The 15,080-nt window shown below is 64.6% G+C and carries 13 protein-coding genes, 1 tRNA gene and 1 pseudogene; 9 read left to right on the top strand and 6 right to left on the bottom strand.

The features are described from left to right. The 3 genes and pseudogenes from Q5H91_RS15550 to Q5H91_RS15540 form a co-directional block, all read right to left on the bottom strand. Positions 1-373: hypothetical protein (locus Q5H91_RS15550; RefSeq protein WP_305174367.1), on the bottom strand; the 373-nt coding region annotated here is incomplete at its 3' end. 314 nt (positions 374-687) lie between these two features. Then, positions 688-1,482, bottom strand: coding sequence for a recombinase family protein (locus Q5H91_RS15545; protein ID WP_305174366.1), 795 nt, complete (start codon positions 1,480-1,482; stop codon positions 688-690). A 49-nt stretch (positions 1,483-1,531) separates the two neighbouring features. Next, positions 1,532-2,681: pseudogene (locus tag Q5H91_RS15540) on the bottom strand (IS3 family transposase). 653 nt (positions 2,682-3,334) lie between these two features. Here Q5H91_RS15540 and Q5H91_RS15535 point away from each other — a divergent pair. The 7 genes from Q5H91_RS15535 (at position 3,335) to Q5H91_RS15505 (ending at position 11,923) form a co-directional block, all read left to right on the top strand. After that, complete coding sequence (locus Q5H91_RS15535) at positions 3,335-3,802, top strand: hypothetical protein (RefSeq protein WP_305174365.1); 468 nt, start codon at positions 3,335-3,337, stop codon at positions 3,800-3,802. Positions 3,803-4,333: 531 nt separating this feature from the next. Continuing rightward, a complete protein-coding gene (nusB, locus tag Q5H91_RS15530; protein WP_305174364.1) occupies positions 4,334-4,792 on the top strand; it encodes a transcription antitermination factor NusB in 459 nt (152 codons plus the stop codon). Beyond that, a complete protein-coding gene (locus Q5H91_RS15525) occupies positions 4,792-4,968 on the top strand; it encodes a DUF4169 family protein (protein ID WP_305174363.1) in 177 nt (58 codons plus the stop codon). Before nusB ends, Q5H91_RS15525 begins: the two co-directional genes overlap by 1 nt. Further along, positions 4,965-5,867 (top strand): thiamine-phosphate kinase, encoded by a 903-nt coding sequence (thiL, locus tag Q5H91_RS15520; protein ID WP_305174362.1) that lies wholly within the window; start codon positions 4,965-4,967, stop codon positions 5,865-5,867. Before Q5H91_RS15525 ends, thiL begins: the two co-directional genes overlap by 4 nt. 93 nt (positions 5,868-5,960) lie before the next feature. Beyond that, entirely contained in the window at positions 5,961-8,108 is a 2,148-nt protein-coding gene (locus tag Q5H91_RS15515) for a sodium-translocating pyrophosphatase (RefSeq protein ID WP_305174361.1), read from the top strand. Between the two features lie 133 nt (positions 8,109-8,241). Beyond that, positions 8,242-10,173: an alpha/beta hydrolase family protein gene (locus Q5H91_RS15510; RefSeq protein ID WP_305174360.1), complete on the top strand. Its 1,932-nt coding sequence runs from the start codon at positions 8,242-8,244 to the stop codon at positions 10,171-10,173. Between the two features lie 178 nt (positions 10,174-10,351). Further along, the gene (locus tag Q5H91_RS15505; RefSeq protein ID WP_305174359.1) at positions 10,352-11,923 is read left to right on the top strand and encodes a P-loop ATPase, Sll1717 family; all 1,572 of its coding nucleotides are present in this window, start codon (positions 10,352-10,354) and stop codon (positions 11,921-11,923) included. Between the two features lie 550 nt (positions 11,924-12,473). Here Q5H91_RS15505 and Q5H91_RS15500 read toward each other — a convergent pair. Both Q5H91_RS15500 and Q5H91_RS15495 read right to left on the bottom strand, forming a co-directional pair. Continuing rightward, positions 12,474-12,620, bottom strand: coding sequence for a hypothetical protein (locus Q5H91_RS15500; protein WP_305174358.1), 147 nt, complete (start codon positions 12,618-12,620; stop codon positions 12,474-12,476). A gap of 76 nt (positions 12,621-12,696) precedes the next feature. Beyond that, positions 12,697-12,770, bottom strand: a tRNA-Gln gene (locus Q5H91_RS15495). Between the two features lie 171 nt (positions 12,771-12,941). Here Q5H91_RS15495 and Q5H91_RS15490 point away from each other — a divergent pair. Beyond that, entirely contained in the window at positions 12,942-13,982 is a 1,041-nt protein-coding gene (locus Q5H91_RS15490) for a Ppx/GppA phosphatase family protein (RefSeq protein WP_305174357.1), read from the top strand. Next, positions 13,979-14,656, top strand: coding sequence for an RlmE family RNA methyltransferase (locus Q5H91_RS15485; protein WP_305174356.1), 678 nt, complete (start codon positions 13,979-13,981; stop codon positions 14,654-14,656). The genes Q5H91_RS15490 and Q5H91_RS15485 overlap by 4 nt, the downstream gene beginning before the upstream one ends. A gap of 67 nt (positions 14,657-14,723) precedes the next feature. Here Q5H91_RS15485 and rpoZ read toward each other — a convergent pair whose 3' ends face one another. After that, positions 14,724-15,068 (bottom strand): DNA-directed RNA polymerase subunit omega, encoded by a 345-nt coding sequence (gene rpoZ / locus Q5H91_RS15480; RefSeq protein WP_305174355.1) that lies wholly within the window; start codon positions 15,066-15,068, stop codon positions 14,724-14,726. Between the last annotated feature and the right edge of the window lie 12 nt (positions 15,069-15,080).

Genomic DNA, 15,080 nt, shown 5'->3' with positions numbered 1-15,080 from the left:
GCATCGACAGGATCTCTCCGGCTCCGCCGTGGATGGTTTCTTCGTCCAGAGCCTCGCGCTGCTCGGCGATCTTCTCCCTGAATAGGCGGTGCAGATCCGGATGCAGGGGGATGGTAGCGGCTGGCCGGCTGGTTGCCTGAGCGCTCAGCCTCTGTTCGAGAAGCGCATTCTCAGCCTCCTGATCAGCGAGGAGCCTTAGCAACGTGGGGCTCGCGGCCCCGGTGAACATGTTCGCGGCGAGGTTGTCGATCTCGCGGGTCACCGTGGCCAGTCGCTCGGTCGATTGCTGATCCCGACTGGTTGCCGTGTGGCTCAGGCGCATCGTCTCGCGGCGGAACTCGTCGACGAACAGCCGGGCATGATCTTCGGTCAACAGATGGTGCTGCAGGATCGCGAGCGTCGCTGCCTCGAGCGGTCCTTTGCGGACCGAGAGGGTGTTGGCGCAGGTACCGCGCTCCTTCTACCCGGCACAGCGGCAATATTCCTTGCCCGAGATCGTATAGTTGGAGCCGCAGGTGCTGCACCGGATGAGGCCCGACAGCAGGTGCTTTCTGCGGTTCTGTCGCGCGGGTGAGACCTGCGCCTGACTGCATTGCCAACGTGTGATTTTGCTCCTGCACCGCGCGCCGCTGGTCCTCGGGGATGATGCGGAGATCCGGCACCGCGACCTCGACCCATTCGGGGCGGTCACGCAGTCGGTAGCGGCGCTCGCGCCTCTCGCTGTCGGGATTGCGCCGCCACTGGCATCTTCCTCAGACCAGCCGGCCGACATTGAGCGGGTAGTTGAGGATGCCCGTCATCTTTCTCGGGTCGCTGCGGATCGTCGAGGCGTTCCACTGGCCGCCACGCGGGGCCGGGGATGCCGTCTGCGTTGAGGCGGGTGGCGATCTGGATAGAGGAAGCGCCTGCGGCGAACTCGACGAAGATGCGCCTGACGATCTCGGCCTGACCTGCGTTGATCTCGAGGAGTCCGCGAATGGGGTCGCCGCGTGCGTCCAGCCGCAGGACGCGCTGGTAGCCATAGGCGCGTCCGCCGGCGAACCGCCCGGCCAGCACCGCCACTTCCATACCGCGCACCGTCTTGTTGATCAGATGCTTCACGAAGATCGCCCCCAGCAGTCCGGCGACGGCGAACTTGATCTCGTCGACATGGCCTTCCGAGGCGGTGTGGAGTGCCACCCGGTGGTAGATGAACTTCTTGCCGAGGAACGCGACATCCTCGGCGTAGCGCGCCAGCCGGTCGAGCGCCTCGCACACAACCAGATCGACCGCGCCTGTTTCGACGTCGCGCAGCAGCTTTCGGAGTCCAAGACGGTCGCGGCGGTAGCCCGACTGTTCGGGGTCGTGATAGGTCGCGGTGACCGTACCGCCCAGATAGTCGACCAGCTTCATGCATGCCGCGGTCTGGTCGCTGCTCGAGGTAACGCTCTGCATCGCCGTCGAGTGACGGCCGTAGAGCGCGATGCGGGGAGCAGGGCGCATCAGCATGGCTGACGATGGACTTGCCCCGCTTAAGTGGAGAGGGATTTGCTCAGCGTGGCGCAGTTCGTTCGAACTGCACGGGGCTGATGTAGTTGAGCGCGGAATGACGCCTGACCGGGTTGTAGAATCCATCAATATAGCGGGCAATGGCCTGCGCGGCCTAGGCGCGGGTGTAGAAGACGGTGCGCCAGACCAGCTCGGATTTAATCGTCTTGAAGAACGTCTCGACCATGGCGTTATCGTAGCATTTTCCCTTTCCCGACATGGAGATGCGAATGCCATGCCGACGCAATTCGGCCTGATACTCTACGGAACAATATTGGCTACCGCGGTCCGAATGGTGAATGAGCCCTTTGGGCGGACGCCGCATGACGATGGTCTTGCGCAACGCCGCCAGCGCCAGATCGCGGTGCAGGCGGTCGCCGACGGCCCAGCCGACGACACGGCGGGAGAACAGGTCGATGACCACGGCCAGATAGAGCCATCCTTGGCGTGTCCAGACATACGAGATGTCCACGCCCCACTTCTGGTTGGATGCCGTCGCGGTGAAATCCTGGTCGATGATGTTGGGTGCGACCGGCCAGGCGTGCTCGCTGTCGGTCGTGCGCTTGAACCGCCGCTTCTGCCGGCCACGCAGGCCGTTCTCTCGCATCAGCCGCGCCGTGCGACGCCGCCCGATGCGAAGCCATCATCCTGCAACTCGCGCGTCATGCGCGGACTACCATAGGTGCCGTTCGACAGTGCGAACGCCGAGCGGACATGCGCCAGCATCACCATGTCGTCACGCTGGCGCCGACTGGCCGGGCGATCCTTCCAGGCAAAATAGCCGCTCTGGCTGACGCCGAGCACCCGGCATAGGCGGTGGACCGGCACCTCCTCCTTCGCCAGATCGATGAGCTGAAACCTCATCGATTTCCCTCCCGGGCGAAAAAAGCGGTCGCCTGCTTTAGTATGTCGCGCTCCTGTCGGAGGATTTGGTTCTCTCGCCGAAGGCGCTTCAACTCGGCAGCGATATCTGCCTGCGGCGCTTGATCGGGCATTTCCGCCAGACGATCCCGGCTGCGGCCGATCCAGCGCACCAGCGTCGATAACCCGACGCCCAGATCCTCCGCTATCTCCCGCTGCGTCCGCCCGCTGGTCGCTACCAGCCGTACCGCTTCATCCTCAAATTCCTTCGTGAACCGTCGCTGCTTCGTCATCGAGTTCGCCTTTCACCTCAGGGGAACTCTCCACTTTTCCGAGGCAAGTCCAGTGTACCGCTGACATGGAGGCGTGGCTTTGAGAGTAGTCGGGCGTTAACTGGTGGAAAGCGGACGTTGCGGCGGTTGGTCGATTACCTCATCATGCCGTGATGAGGATTATTAAAGATGCGCTGACGTCGGGGGTGAGCTATGCGGTTAAGCCGTCTATGCTGGGAGAGGCGCTTAAAGTCTGGGAGTGCAGGCCGAAACTGTTCTATATTAAAGGCGCTCCGGAGGGACAGAAAACAAAGTGCTATTTCGCGCGGACATCTATCCGGCAGGTCGCTACTTCAGGAACCAAGACGAGCGTCTTAAAATAAGCTCCCGAGCCGTCCCAGCATCTTTTCGGGCGGCTGCGAGAGCCTTTATCGAAGGTGCGGTCTGCCCGACTTTATAAAGTGGATCTCGGAGCTGGAACAGCGGCCCGTCGGCTCAACAGTACGCAGGTAAAAGCAGTCGTTTGAGCGCGAGTGGACGGTGCCTCCAGATAACGAGTCGTGACCACCACGTCCGCTGTCGGTCGGGGGCGGACTGGCTGCTCTGTTTGCCGGGAGGCGGGAAAGCGGGCATTCAGAGCAGCGCTGACTATGAGACGGCGCAGGAGGGGCACGTTGCTGCTGAAGCGAGAGATGAAGGGCTTTGCTCTTGCGCCCCTTCCGGCGGTTCTCCCATTCACCCTGCTGTTCGGAATTATCCTCTTGGACCAGCCGGATCATAGCGCGTCTGTAATCAACGCGTGGATGGAGCTTGTACTCGCCAGTTACGGCGCTTCATTGTCGGTCGGCGTTCCGGTTCACCTCATACATCGACAACTACGCCGCCGCAGTCTGCGCTCTTACCTGCTTACCACGACCGTGATGGTTTTGGTGGCGGCGCTAGGCTTCGAGCTTTTTCGGCTGCTGGTCCTAACTTCACCAGAAGCGAACCCCTTCGGGTTCAAGCTCGCAACTCGGGCCGGATTAGCGGCGACCTTTGTGGTCGAGGCATTGGCGCTCACTGGTTCTTGGATTTTTTGGCGCACGGCCATCGATGCGCCTGCTGAGCGAGCGACAGGGATCGGCGCGGCTCTTAACAGGTAAAAACGCTCGCATTTGGGGCGTGAGCGGCTCCTCCGCCTCTGAGACACAAGCGGACCCATGAGCGGGACTTGAACCCGCCAAACGCATTGATCACTCGCTGCGCCCGCTCCGGCAGCGTCAGGGCCGCGACCAATTTACCGGATTGAGGAATGTCCGCAAACCGGGAGCGTGATGGTGGATCGGGATGGTGATGATGGGCGAAACCAGCCCCTCCGCAAGGCCCTACCCGAACCCTGTCCTACACCCTCCCCTCGCTGGTAAGTCGCTCCACATGGCCGCACCCGCCAAATCCCAGCGTCTCGCCTCGCACTCCGCAAAATCGACGGAACCGGACACGCGAGGGGGGGGGGTGTAGTGTCCGGTTCCAGCCCATCGACACCACGAACGGCGGCGACGCCGCACTCCACGGCGATGCCAGCGCCGGTCAGGATGACGATAGAGCGGCGCGCGGTCGGGGCCATCGTCATGGCATCCCACGCTCCGGAGTCAGCGGGGATGACGCGGGCCTTGCGAGGGCGTACAGGCGCGGCCATGTCCCGTACTGCTACTCGAACCAAGGCGCGCGCCGCCGCCCGCCTCGCCGCCGTCCAGGCGCTCTACCAGCACGAGATGGAGGGGACGGCGATCCCCGTGCTGCTCCACGAATTCCACCAGCACCGGCTGGGCGCGACGATCGAGGATGTCGAGTTCGCCGAGGCCGATGTCGACTTCTTCGACGATGTGGTGCGCGGCGCGGCCGCGCGACTGGGCGAGATCGACCTGGCGATCGAGCGCCGGCTGGCTGCCGGCTGGACGCTGCCGCGCCTCGACAAGCCGATGAAGGCGATCCTGCGCGCCGGCACGTATGAACTGCTCGCCCGCGCCGACGTGCCGACGGGAGCCGCGATCAGCGAGTATGTCGACGTCGCCCACGCCTTTTACGAAAAGCGGGAATCGGGCTTCGTCAACGGCCTGCTCGACGCGATCGCCAAGGACGTGCGCGCCGGCTGATGGCCGAGATCGTCAACCTGAACCGCGCGCGCAAGGCGAAGCGGCGGGCCGACGATGCGGCACAGGCCGAGGCGAACCGCGCGGCGTTCGGACGGACGAAGGCGGAGAAGGTCGCGGATGCGGCCGAAACCGCCCGGCGGGAGGCGCTGCTCGACGGCGCGAAGCGGGAGGAGTGACCGAGGCAGAGTTCCTCGCCCGTCTTCGCACCCTGCCGCTCCACCCCGGTGCGCATGGCTTGCGCGACGATGCGGCGGTGCTGGCGGGCATGGTGGTGACCACCGACACGCTGGTCGAGGGGGTCCACTTCCTGCCCGGTGATCCTCCGGCCGACGTGGCGTGGAAGCTGGTCGCGACCAACCTGTCCGACCTCGCCGCCAAGGGGGCGCTGGTCGAGGGCATCATGCTCAATCATCCGCTGACCGACACGGTATGGGATTCAGATTTTCTCGACGGGCTGGCGGCGGTGCTGGCGGCGTTCGACTGCCCGCTGATCGGCGGCGACACGGTGAGCCTGCTGCCGGGTGCGCCGAGGGTGCTGACGGTAACCGCTTTCGGAGTCGATGCGGCCGCCCCGGCGCGGACCGGCGCGCGGGCAGGCGACGTGCTGTGGGTAACCGGGACGATCGGCGATGCCGGGCAGGGACTGGCGATCGCAAAGGGGGCGGCGGGCGATGCGGCGCTGCTCGCCCGCTATCGCCGACCCGTGCCGCGGCTGGCGGAGGGGCGGGCGCTGGCGCCGTTCGCCCATGCGATGATGGACGTCAGCGACGGATTGCTGATCGATGCCGGGCGGATGGCGGCGGCGAGCGGGCTGGCGGTGACGGTCGATCTGGCGACTGTGCCGCTGTCCGCCGCATATCGCGCCTCGGCCGGCGATGACCTCGCGGCGCGGCTGGTGGCGGCGACCGCAGGCGACGATTACGAGCTGCTGTTTGCCGCCCCGTCCGATTGGACACCCGCCGTCGCCGCGACCCGGATCGGCAGGTTCGCCGAGGGTGAGGGCCTGAGTCTCTGGCACGATCGCGAGCCGGTCGAGGTTCCGGCGCGGCTCGGCTTCGAGCATGGCGTGATCTGAATGGCTTGCCAGCGAGGCCGAATCGCGTAGCTTCACCACCTTCGACGGGTGCGCCCATGCATGGTGCCCCGCGATCAGGAGAAGGAGCGCCGGATGACACCAGTCTACCTCGCCATGGCCTGCGGCATCGTCGCCGTTCTCTATGGCATCCTCACCAGTGCGCAGGTGTTGCGCCAGTCGCCGGGCGATGCCCGCATGCAGGACATCGCCGCCGCCATCCAGGAAGGGGCCAAGGCCTATCTGGGACGGCAATACACCACCATCGCGGTCGTCGGCGTCGTCGTCGCGATCATCCTGGCGGCGACGCTGGGGCTGTTGTCGACAGTGGGCTTCGCGATCGGGGCGGTGCTGTCGGGCGTGGCGGGCTATGTCGGCATGAACATCTCGGTGCGCGCGAACGTGCGGACGGCAGAGGCGGCGCGGACCTCGCTGCAGGGTGGCCTCACCACCGCGTTCCGCTCGGGCGCGGTCACCGGCATGCTGGTGGCGGGGCTGGGGCTGCTGTCGATCGCCGGCTTCTTCTGGTACCTGACCGGGCCTGCCGGGCATGCGCCGGGCGACCGCGTCATCGTCGAGGCGCTGACCGCGCTGGCATTCGGCGCGTCGCTGATCTCGATCTTCGCGCGGCTGGGCGGCGGCATCTTTACCAAGGCGGCGGACGTCGGCGCCGACCTGGTCGGCAAGGTCGAGGCGGGCATTCCCGAGGACGACCCCCGCAACCCCGCCGTCATCGCCGACAATGTCGGCGACAATGTCGGCGACTGCGCGGGCATGGCCGCCGACCTGTTCGAGACCTATGTGGTGACGCTGGGCGTGACGATGATCTCGATCGCGCTGCTGATCCGCGCGTCGGGCGAGGAGCTGCTGCGGCTGATGAGCCTGCCGCTGGTCGTTGGCGGCGTGTGCATCCTGGCCTCGATCGCCGGCACCTATGCGGTGCGGCTGGGGCGCGGCAGCATCATGGGCGCGCTCTACAAGGGGTTCTGGACGTCGGCGATCCTGTCGCTGCCGCTGATCTGGGTGGCGACCAGCCTGACGCTGGGCGACATGCACGCGGTGATCGGCGGTGCGGGCTTCCTCGATGCCGCGACCGACGACCTGACCGTCCGCACCGGCGCGACGGCGGCGACCGGCTTCACCGGCACCGACCTGTTCTGGTGCATGGCGATCGGGCTGGCGGTGACCGGGCTGATCGTGTGGATCACCGAATATTACACCGGCACCGCCTATCGCCCGGTCAAGTCGATCGCCAAGGCATCGGAGACGGGCCATGGCACCAACGTGATCCAGGGCCTGGCGATCAGCCTGGAATCGACTGCGCTGCCGACGCTGGTGATCGTGATCGCCGTCATCGCGACCTATCAGCTGGCCGGGATCATCGGCATCGCCTTCGCCGCCACCGCGATGCTGGCGCTGGCCGGGATGGTCGTGGCGCTCGATGCCTATGGCCCGGTCACCGACAATGCCGGCGGCATCGCCGAGATGGCGGGCCTGCCCGACGATGTCCGCCAGCGTACCGACGCGCTCGACGCGGTGGGCAACACGACCAAGGCGGTGACGAAGGGCTATGCGATCGGCTCCGCCGCACTCGCCGCGCTGGTGCTGTTCGGGGCGTACACGACCGATCTCCAGACCTATTTCCCCGACGTCACGGTCGATTTCAGCCTGTCCAATCCGTACGTGATCGTCGGGCTGCTGCTCGGCGCGCTCTTGCCCTATCTGTTCGGGGCGTTCGGCATGACCGCGGTCGGCCGCGCGGCGGGCGCGGTGGTCGAGGAGGTGCGCGGCCAATTCCGCGACAATCCGGGCATCATGGACGGCACTAGCCGCCCCGATTACGGCCGCACCGTCGACCTGGTCACCCGCGCCGCGATCAAGGAGATGATCGTCCCTTCGCTCCTTCCCGTCGCCTCGCCGATCATTCTGTATTTCGTCATCACGCGGGTGGCGGGGCAGGCGTCGGGCTTCGCGGCGGTCGGTGCGATGCTGCTGGGCGTGATCGTGTCGGGGCTGTTCGTCGCCATCTCGATGACGTCTGGCGGCGGCGCGTGGGACAATGCCAAGAAATATATCGAAGACGGCAATCACGGCGGCAAGGGATCGGAGGCGCACAAGGCCGCGGTCACCGGCGATACCGTCGGCGATCCGTACAAGGATACCGCCGGGCCCGCGGTGAATCCCATGATAAAGATCACCAACATCGTCGCCCTGCTGCTGCTGGCGGCGCTGGCAGCCGGATGACTTGAAGGGGGACGGCTCCGATAGCGGCTGAAAGCTGCGCCGATCGCTGCTTGTTTTCGGCCCGGCTCCTCTGGATGATCTCCAGGGGGCCGGGGAGGGCAGGGTGCGGAATATCGGAGCATATGCAAGGGTGGTGATCCGGCTGGTGGCCGGTGTCGCGCTGGTCGTGGCGACCGGTGCGCCATCGGCCCAGGAGCCTCCGGCGAAGCCACTCCTTCCCGCCCCCGATCAGGTTCCGGTCGAGGTGTTCGCCAAGCTGCCAGCGATCGAGGATCCGCGCCTGTCGCCGGACGGTTCCCATGTCGCCGCCAAGATGGCGGTCGACAACCGTCAGTACCTGGTCGTGACCGACCTCCTGTCCAATGCGAAATCGGCGGCGCTTGTCGCCAGCGGTGACCAGGACATCAACTGGTGGTCCTGGGTCAACGACGCGTGGCTGGCCGTGGGCACAGGGATGACGCAGACGATCTTCGGGACGGACGTCTATGTCACCCGGACTGTCGGTGTGTCCGCCGACATGAAGACGGTGCGGCCGATCGCGGCCGACACCGCGGGCGTACGCGCCGACGATCTGATCTGGACAGCGCGCGACGGGACGCCCCGTATCCTGCTCGCCATGTCGACCGGTATCGAGACCATGGATCAGGTCTACCCCTCGGTGTTCGAGGTGGACGTCTCGACCGGACGCACGCGGCGCAAGGTCGCCGCCGTCACCGACGTATTCGACTGGTATGCAGACGGCGCCGGGATCGTGCGGGCCGGCTGGCAGCAGAGTGACGCGACCGGGGTCAAGGGCCTGCTCTACCGCGCCAGCCCCGAACAATCCTTTCACCTCGTCGCCCGGCGTCGAAAGGGCGATCCGGCCGAAATCATCGCCCCGCTGATCTTCCGCGCGGATGGCAGCGCGGTGACGATCGCGGCCGAAAACGGTTTTGACGCCGTGTACGAGATGTCGTTGCCCGACCTCGCCCTGGGACGAAAGCTCTACGGCGTCGACGGCTATGACGTCGACGGCGTCCGCCTGGCCCCGAACGGCGACGACCTCGAAGGCGTGGCCGTCACCGACAAGGCTGAGCGCGTCATCTGGACCAGCGATCACCTGCGAGAGGTGCAGGAACAGGTCGACAAGGCGGTCGCGCCCCGGCACGCGACCATCGTGTCGCGCAGTGCGGATCGCGGGCGGCTGCTGATCCAGGTCGGCAGCCCGTCGCAGCCCGGCGCCCTGTATTTCTTCGACACGGCAGGCAACCGGATGCAGCGCATCGCCTGGCAGAATGACGTACTGAAGGCGCGCACCCTCTCGCCCGTCAGCACCGTTCGGTATCAGGCGCGCGATGGCACTTCGATCGAGGCGGTCGTCACCCTGCCGCGAAGCCGGCCGGCCAAGAACCTGCCGTTGATCGTGATGCCGCACGGCGGCCCCTTCGCCCGCGATTCGGAGGCATGGGACTGGTGGTCGCAATATCTGGCCGAGATCGGCTATGCCGTGATCCAGCCCAATTATCGCGGCTCTTCGGGGTACGGCACCGCCTTCGCCAAGCTGGGCGAGGGGCAATGGGGCCTGAAGATGCAGGACGACCTGGACGATGCCGCGGCCTATCTGGTCAAGCAGGGCATTGCCGATGCGGGGCGCACCTGCATGGTCGGCGCCTCCTATGGCGGCTATGCGGCGATGCGCGCCGCCCAGCGCGGCGGCGGCTATCGCTGCGCGATATCCTATGCCGGCGTGTCAGACCTGCAGGAGATGCGCCGCTACGACAGCCAGTTCCTGTTCGCCAAGACGCGCGGCGAATGGCTGACCCGCCAGGCACCCGATTTCCGCGCCGTCTCGCCCCGCTATGGCGCCGCGACCTTCTCGGTCCCGATCCTCCTGGTGCACGGCAAGGCGGACAAGCGCGTGCCGGTCAAACAGTCACGCCTGATGGCCGCCGCGCTGCAAGCTGCGGGCAAGCCCTATGAATATCTCGAACAGCCGCTCGCCGACCATCATTTCACCCGCAGCGAGGACCGGCTGGAGTTCCTGAAGCGGATGAAGACCTTCCTCGACCGGTACAATCCGACCTGACCCCGTTGGGCCGGGTCGCTGAAGGAGGTAGCTGCGGTATCACGTAGCAAACGCACCATACCAATCTGGCCAGGTGCCGGCACGTCAGCCGGACTTTAGCTTGGCGAAATAGGCGAAAATCTTATACCTGTTCCGAGTTGGAGCATGTCATAAGCCTCGCTCGTGAAGGGACCGTTCGATGGCAATCGCAGTTAGTGATCTGCAATTTGGAGAGGCGGACGCCAAGAACGAGGTTTTTCAGCAAGGCCGTTATGGCAGCATGGTATTCCGCAATGCGTTTTTAATCCCTCCCCGCATAGATATTGACGCCCTGCTTTTAGGTGCACGGTTCTTCATCTCAGGCCAAAAGGGCTGCGGGAAAACAGCGCTGCTCCTACATACTCAGCAACTTCTCGCGGAACACGGCGCGCACACACACATCATACTCTTTAAGAGCGGTGTGCGGGAAGCGGAGCGAGCCAAGCTTGCAAGTGGCAATGGCGTCGAGATACTTCTTACCGGTGATCCACTCAACGTGGAGTATGATTACTCAACGAATTGGCTTTGGTTCATATACCGAAACATCTTGCGATTAATACAAATCAGCGACGTTGCTGAGGGTGTCGAGATTGCCGATGATCTCCGCCGGCTTACTGGAGTGGCCACCGAGACGAAGAACTCGACCTTTTCAGATTTGGCGATGTCGCGGGTTAAGGGCAGTGCTAAAGCCGGGGTGAAGGCAGGTCCTTTTAGCGGCGAGATAACGGCTGAAGTTGAAGCCGTTCAAAAGAACGTCGATGATCGCGCAGTGATGGACATTATTGAGATTGTAGAACGCTATTTACCAAAGATAAAGATGAAAATGGGTAAAAGGTGCCTCCTCTTCTTTGACGAGCTAGAGCTTTTCTGGAACAGGCCGGATCAAAGAGAGAGGGATCTGTTTCTTATTCGTGATCTACTACAATCTGTCGCTCGAGTTAATCGCATACTGGGTGCCACAAGCGCGTCATTTGTCGTTTATGCCTCCGTAAGGTCTGAGGTTCTTGAAGAGGTTAACCGTGTCGGACCTGAGATTGTGCGAGATATTACCGATTTTGGTGTGAGTGTAAGCTGGAATGTGAAAGGCGATGCTCACAATCAGCCCATCCTTGGTATTGTCGAGACCAAGATTAACGCGTCGGAAGTTGAAGTAGCCGGCTTTCAGACGGATGATGTTTGGGAGGTATATTTTCCCGAAAGTCTTTATGGAAAGTCGATTAAAGATTACCTGCTCGACATATCGATGTTCAAGCCCAGAAACCTAGTTAGCAGACTTAACTTAGCGAAGGCGTACAATGCTACTGCTGAGAGGTTGGAAGCAGAAGCTTTCGAGGAAACCGTGACAGATTTTTCCCAGGCAGTTTGGCGGGAAATAGAAGAAGAACTACTAGGAGTCTATACGCCGAAGCAAGTGTCTAACTTAAAGGCAATGCTTACGGGATTTCGTAGTAGCTTCAAGATTGCAGATTTTGCTGAGCGAGTTAAACGACTAGGTGCAGTCGACCCGAGCCTGACTGAAGGTTTTAGGTCGCAAGATCAAGTTTTAGCAGCGTGCCGAGGACTATATCGGGTAGGTGCGATTGGTAACTCGTACGCCGTACGAGGTGAGCGAGGGCAGAAAGTGCGTCGTGACCGGTGGTCTTTTCGTGATATGGGCGAACCCGCCATCACTGAGACGTTTATTGTGCATGAGTCTCTACGGAAGGTTTTTCAGCTAGCTTATGGGAGTTAGCTGGCTCGTGGAGTCTGCCCTTGCAATGCTGGTGATTGTCCTCATCGGTCAGCACCTCTAAGGCACGTGGGTAATCAGCGCCTATTGCAAAGCTCACTGTGGACGAGCTAGTTAGAAGTACCTTGCGATGGCTTAGTCACCGGAGCGAGGAGCGCATCACGTGCTGAACACGGGTCCGCTCTGTCAGGTGGTCCGCAGAATACAATAGTCCGCAAGGCTGAATACGCGGGGCGTGCTACCCCGTGTCGCGCGTGACTAACCGTCCCGGCTCCAGCCGGGCGAACGCGAGGACGTATATGTATCGTTCGAGCCGAGGGTCGATTGCGACTGTCGCGGCCTTAATCGCGCTTCCGGCTCACGGGCAGACCATCGACGTGGTAGGTGGGTGGCGCTTGGAGCGCGGCTCGGAGGGCGGCTATCGTGGCTGCGCCCTGTCTTGAGTCCTTCCCACTGGGGTAACGATCGGCTTTCTTCGGCAGCTATAAAAGGACGCACCTATAAAGGTGATCCTCATCAGTCGTGGATGCCAGCAGCAGAGCAGCACTCGCGATCAGCGTTTCGAGATGCTCGCTTCAAGTTCAGGCAGCTTCTCGACCTCGCGCTTTACGCGAGCGATATTGTCGTGAGCCTCGCGAAGCTGGCCCGTGAGCGCCGAGTAGCGCTTCTCCAGTGAGTGACGAAGATTGGTGTGTCCCATGTCGCAAAGGGTACGGGAAGCGGATCACGATCGACCACCCGGCATTTGGTGCGTTTGCTACCCAATGCCGAAAAACTGGATGCCCCGTGAGGATTCGAACCTCAATTGACGGAGTCAGAGTCCGTAGTCTTACCTTTAGACGACGGGGCAACAGGAGGGCGCCTCTAGGCGGCGGACACAGCCGTGTCAATGCTGCGCTGCGCGATCGGCCACCCGGCTTGTGATGGCGGGGCAGGCTCGCTACGTTGGCGGCAAGCACCGAGCGGCTTCGTCGATCCGGCGAAGCCGTGACGGCAGAACACGAACGAAAGCACACGGCTCATGGGGGATGCATCCACCCGCCAGCCGTACCGGCAGGATCGCCCTGCCCGTCCGGCGCCGCCCCGGCCGCCCCGCGGCCGGTGGTCCGACGCGCGCATCTATGCCGCGCTCGACCTGGGCACCAACAATTGCCGCCTGCTGATCGCGCGGCCGCAGGGTAGCGGCTTCGCGGTGGTCGACGCCTTCTCGCGCATCGTCCGGCTGGGTGAGGGGCTGGCCGGCAGCGGCCGGCTCAGCGACGCGGCGATCGACCGGACGCTGGCGGCGCTGCGGGTCTGCGCGGACAAGCTGAAGCGGCGCAATGTCCTCCTCTCGCGCGCGGTCGCGACCGAGGCGTGCCGGCGCGCCGCCAACGGCGCGGAGTTCATCGCGCGCGCCCACGAAGAAACCGGCATCCGGCTGGACATCATCACCGCCGAGGAAGAGGCGCGGCTGGCGGTGCTGGGCTGCCACGCGCTGATCGAGCCGGGCGGCGACCCGGCACTGGTGTTCGATATCGGTGGCGGATCGACCGAGCTGGTGCTGGTCGACACGGCCGGTCCGCATCCGCGGGTGCTCGACTGGCACTCGGCCCCATGGGGCGTGGTGTCGCTGGCCGAGCAGGTCGCGGACGAGGCCGACGATGCGGAAGGTCGCGAGCGCGCCTATGCCCGGATGCGCAGCGTCGTGACGGCGGCGATGGCGCCGTTCGCCGCGCGGCTGCCGATGGTGGCGCGGCCGCGGCTGCTGGGCACCAGCGGCACGGTGACGACGCTGGGCAGCGTCCATCTGGGGCTCGACCATTACGACCGCGCGCAGGTCGACGGGATGATCGCGCCGGCAGAGGCGATGCGCGCGATCAGCCGCTCGCTGTCGCACCAGTCGGTGGCCGAGCGGGCAATGGTCGCGTGCATCGGCACCGAGCGCGCCGACCTGGTGGTGGCGGGCTGTGCGATCCTGGAGACGATCATGGACATGTGGCCGGCCGAGCGGCTGGGGATCGCCGATCGCGGCATCCGCGAGGGTATCCTGCGCTGCCTGATGGGGGAGCGGCGGCCATGACCCGCAACACGACCGGCGGGCGCCAGCGCGTCCGCACCGCGCGGGGGCGCACCGCCGCCTCGACCCGCTGGCTCGAGCGGCAGCTGAACGACCCCTATGTCCGCCGCGCCAAGGCGGAGGGATATCGCAGCCGCGCCGCCTACAAGCTGCTGGAACTTGACCAGCGGTTCCAGCTGCTGAAGGGCGCGAAGCGCGTCGTCGACCTGGGTATCGCGCCGGGCGGGTGGAGCCAGGTGGTGCGCCGGCGGCTGCCGGGGGCGGCGGTGGTCGGCATCGACCTGCTGCCGGTCGATCCGATCGACGGGGTCACGATCTTTCAGCTCGACTTCATGGCCGACGAGGCGCCGGACCGACTGATGGAGGCACTGGGCGGCGCCCCCGACCTCGTCCTGTCCGACATGGCGGCCAATACCGTCGGTCACCCGCAGACCGACGCGCTGCGCACCATGGCGCTGGTCGAGGCGGCGCATGCCTTTGCCTGCGACGTGCTGGCGCCGGGCGGGACGTTCGTTTCCAAGGTATTCGCCGGGGGTGCCGATTCGGCCCTGGTCGCCGAGATGAAGCGCAACTTCACCACCGTGAAGCATGCCAAGCCGCCGTCGAGCCGCAAGGGTTCGGTCGAGTGGTTCGTGGTCGCCCAGGGGTTCAAGGGGCGGAAGGTCGAGGCGGACTGACCTGCACCAAAGCAAAGGGGCGCCGCACCCTGCGATGCGACGCCCCTTTCGATCAGTTCAGCAGGAATCAGCCGTCGTAATCGGCACCCAGGTTCTGGTTGCGCGGCGGGGCGGCGGCGGTCAGGCGCAGCGCCTCGGCCGAGGCGGACAGCGAGCCGATCGCGTCGACCTCGTCCTCATCGTCGATCTGGACGCGCTGCAGGCTGGCGACCACCGAGTCCTCCAGCTGGTTCGGACGCACCGTCTCCTCGGCGATCTCGCGCAGCGCGACGACGGGGTTCTTGTCGCGGTCGCGATCCAGCGTCAGCTCGGCACCGCCAGAGATCTGGCGGGCGCGCTGCGCCGCGAACAGCACCAGGTCGAACCGGTTCGAAACCTTGTCGACGCAATCCTCGACGGTGACGCGTGCCATGCCGTGTCCTTA

The organism is Sphingomonas aurea (genome assembly GCF_030678875.1).
Lineage (GTDB): Bacteria > Pseudomonadota > Alphaproteobacteria > Sphingomonadales > Sphingomonadaceae > Sphingomonas > Sphingomonas aurea.
The sequence above is the reverse complement of the archived record's forward strand: the minus strand, read 5'-3'. Positions and strand labels throughout refer to the sequence as shown.